This is a genomic window from Streptomyces sp. NPDC059003, assembly GCF_042740445.1.
GTDB lineage: Bacteria > Actinomycetota > Actinomycetes > Streptomycetales > Streptomycetaceae > Streptomyces.
The window spans coordinates 1-2,471 of sequence record NZ_JBHYJH010000407.1 but is presented as its reverse complement, the minus strand read 5'-3'; the positions used below and the strand labels follow the sequence as shown (position 1 = coordinate 2,471).

The following is a 2,471-nucleotide window of genomic DNA, read 5'->3' as shown; positions in this document are numbered from 1 at the left end:
GCTGGCGGCGCCCCCGCCTTTTTTTTTGTACCCCAATTATTCTTGGCCCCCGCCGCTGCGCCACCCCCTGCGGGGGGTCCACCCCCCCTCGGAGGTGACGACCCTCGCATGCGTCTTTGATGGTGGGTCAGATATCGGCGACGCCGGTGCACACCCGGTGCACAAGACCCTGGAAAACAGCCGGGAACAGCGAGAACTGTCGAGCAGCGTTTTCCCAGTTCACGGTGGGTTTCCGGGACCTAGCCCCAGCTCACCCGACCCCGCCCTCTAGATGTCGAAGTACAGCTCGAACTCGTGCGGGTGCGGGCGGAGTTGGATCGGGGCGATCTCGTTTGCGCGCTTGTAGTCGATCCACGTCTCGATCAGGTCGGACGTGAAGACGCCGCCCGCCTGGAGGTACTCGTTGTCCGCCTCCAGGGCGTCGAGGACCGCGGGGAGGGAGGTCGGGACCTGGGGGACGCCCGCGTGCTCCTCGGGGGCGAGCTCGTAGAGGTCCTTGTCGATCGGCTCGGCGGGCTCGATCTTGTTCTTGACGCCGTCGAGGCCGGCCAGGAGGAGGGCCGAGAAGGCGAGGTAGGGGTTCGAGGACGGGTCCGGGGCGCGGAACTCCACGCGCTTGGCCTTCGGGTTGGAGCCCGTGATCGGGATGCGCATCGCGGCGGAGCGGTTGCGCTGCGAGTAGACCAGGTTGACCGGGGCCTCGAAGCCGGGGACCAGGCGGTGGTACGAGTTCACCGTCGGGTTGGTGAAGGCGAGCAGCGACGGGGCGTGCTTGAGGATGCCGCCGATGTAGTAGCGGGCGGTGTCCGAGAGGCCCGCGTAGCCCTGCTCGTCGTAGAAGAGGGGCTCGCCGCCGGACCACAGGGACTGGTGGACGTGCATGCCCGAGCCGTTGTCGCCGAAGATCGGCTTCGGCATGAAGGTCGCGGTCTTGCCGTTGCGCCAGGCGACGTTCTTCACGATGTACTTGAAGAGCATCAGGTCGTCGGCCGCGGCGAGCAGCGTGTTGAACTTGTAGTTGATCTCGGCCTGACCCGCCGTGCCCACCTCGTGGTGCTGGCGCTCGACCTTCAGGCCCGCAGCGTTCAGTTCGAGGGAGATCTCGGCGCGCAGGTCGGCGAAGTGGTCGACCGGCGGGGCCGGGAAGTAGCCGCCCTTGTAGCGGACCTTGTAGCCGCGGTTGTCCTCAAGCGCGCCGGTGTTCCAGGCGCCCGCCTCGGAGTCGATCTCGTAGACCGAGCGGTTGGCCGTCGTCTCGAAGCGGACCGAGTCGAAGACGTAGAACTCCGCCTCGGGACCGAAGTACGCGGTGTCCGCGATGCCGGTGGAGGCGAGGTAGGCCTCGGCCTTCTTGGCGACGTTGCGCGGGTCGCGGGAGTACTGCTCGCCCGTGATCGGGTCGTGGATGAAGAAGTTGACGTTCAGCGTCTTGTCGCGGCGGAAGGGGTCCACGCGGGCCGTCGACAGGTCGGCGCGCAGCGCCATGTCGGACTCGTGGATGGCCTGGAAGCCGCGGATGGACGAGCCGTCGAAGGCCAGCTCCTCCGTGGGGTCGAACGCCTCGGCCGGCACCGTGAAGTGCTGCATCACACCCGGCAGGTCGCAGAAGCGGACGTCTACGAACTTCACGTCCTCATCCGCGAGGAACTTCTTGGCTTCGTCGGCGTTCTGGAACATCCAGCTCCTCCTACTCCCGCCCAGGAGGAGCGGGGTTGCAGCTCGGTCGTGCGGCCAGTGCGGTGGCACACGCTGGGACCCGACCATAGGGACGGGGGATTTCTCAAGCGTGACCCGTTTGTTTCGCCGAAGTTAACCGGGCGGGGGTCCGGCAGGCCCTCCGCGGGCCCCCGCCCGCACCCGTTACGAGGCCCCGCCCGGCCCTGTACGAGGCCCCGCCCGCACTCGTACGAGGCCCCGCCCGTCCCCGTACGAAAAGGGGCGCAGTACCGTGGACGGGTGGACAACAGGCAAGCAATCGGATCGTGGCTCTCCGGCCCTCGCGCGGCAGCCGAGGAAGCGGGCGTCGACTTCGGATACCGGGGAGAGCGGCTCGGGCTGCCCGAGGAGGGCCCCGGCTCCGTCGCCAGGCCCGGCCGCCGCATCGGCGCGATCGCCGTCGACTGGGGCCTGTGCATGGTGATCGCATACGGCCTGTTCGCGCGCGGCAACCCGCAGGCGATGGGCAACTGGGCGCTCGGCGTGCTGCTCGTGATGAGCGTGCTCACCGTCGGCACGGTCGGCTTCACGCCCGGCAAGCGGCTCCTCGGGCTCCGGGTGGTCGCCGAGGACGGCGGCCGCCTCGGCTTCGGCCGCGTCGTGATCCGCAGCCTGCTGCTCTGCCTCGGCATCCCCGCCCTCATCTGGGACCGCGACGGCCGCGGCCTGCACGACCGCCTCTCCCGCTCGGTGCAGGTCAGGATCTGAGCGGCACAGCTGCATACGCCGGTACGCACAGAAGGGGCGCCCGGAAC

At 68.8% G+C, this 2,471-nt stretch carries 2 protein-coding genes; one reads left to right on the top strand and one right to left on the bottom strand.

Annotated elements, in window-relative coordinates:
* Nucleotides 1–267 precede the first annotated feature (267 nt).
* Complete coding sequence (gene glnA, locus ACFWZ5_RS46115) at nt 268–1,677, bottom strand: type I glutamate--ammonia ligase (protein ID WP_384806762.1); 1,410 nt, start codon at nt 1,675–1,677, stop codon at nt 268–270.
* A 279-nt stretch (nt 1,678–1,956) separates the two neighbouring features.
* Between glnA and ACFWZ5_RS46110 the strand changes: the two genes are divergently transcribed.
* Nucleotides 1,957–2,424, top strand: coding sequence for an RDD family protein (locus ACFWZ5_RS46110; protein WP_384806760.1), 468 nt, complete (start codon nt 1,957–1,959; stop codon nt 2,422–2,424).
* Nucleotides 2,425–2,471: the final 47 nt, after the last annotated feature.

Coding starts and splice junctions, on each gene's coding strand:
- glnA (WP_384806762.1), bottom strand. CDS start 1,677: ATGTTCCAGAACGCCGACGAAGCCAAGAAGTTCCTCGCGGATGAGGAC.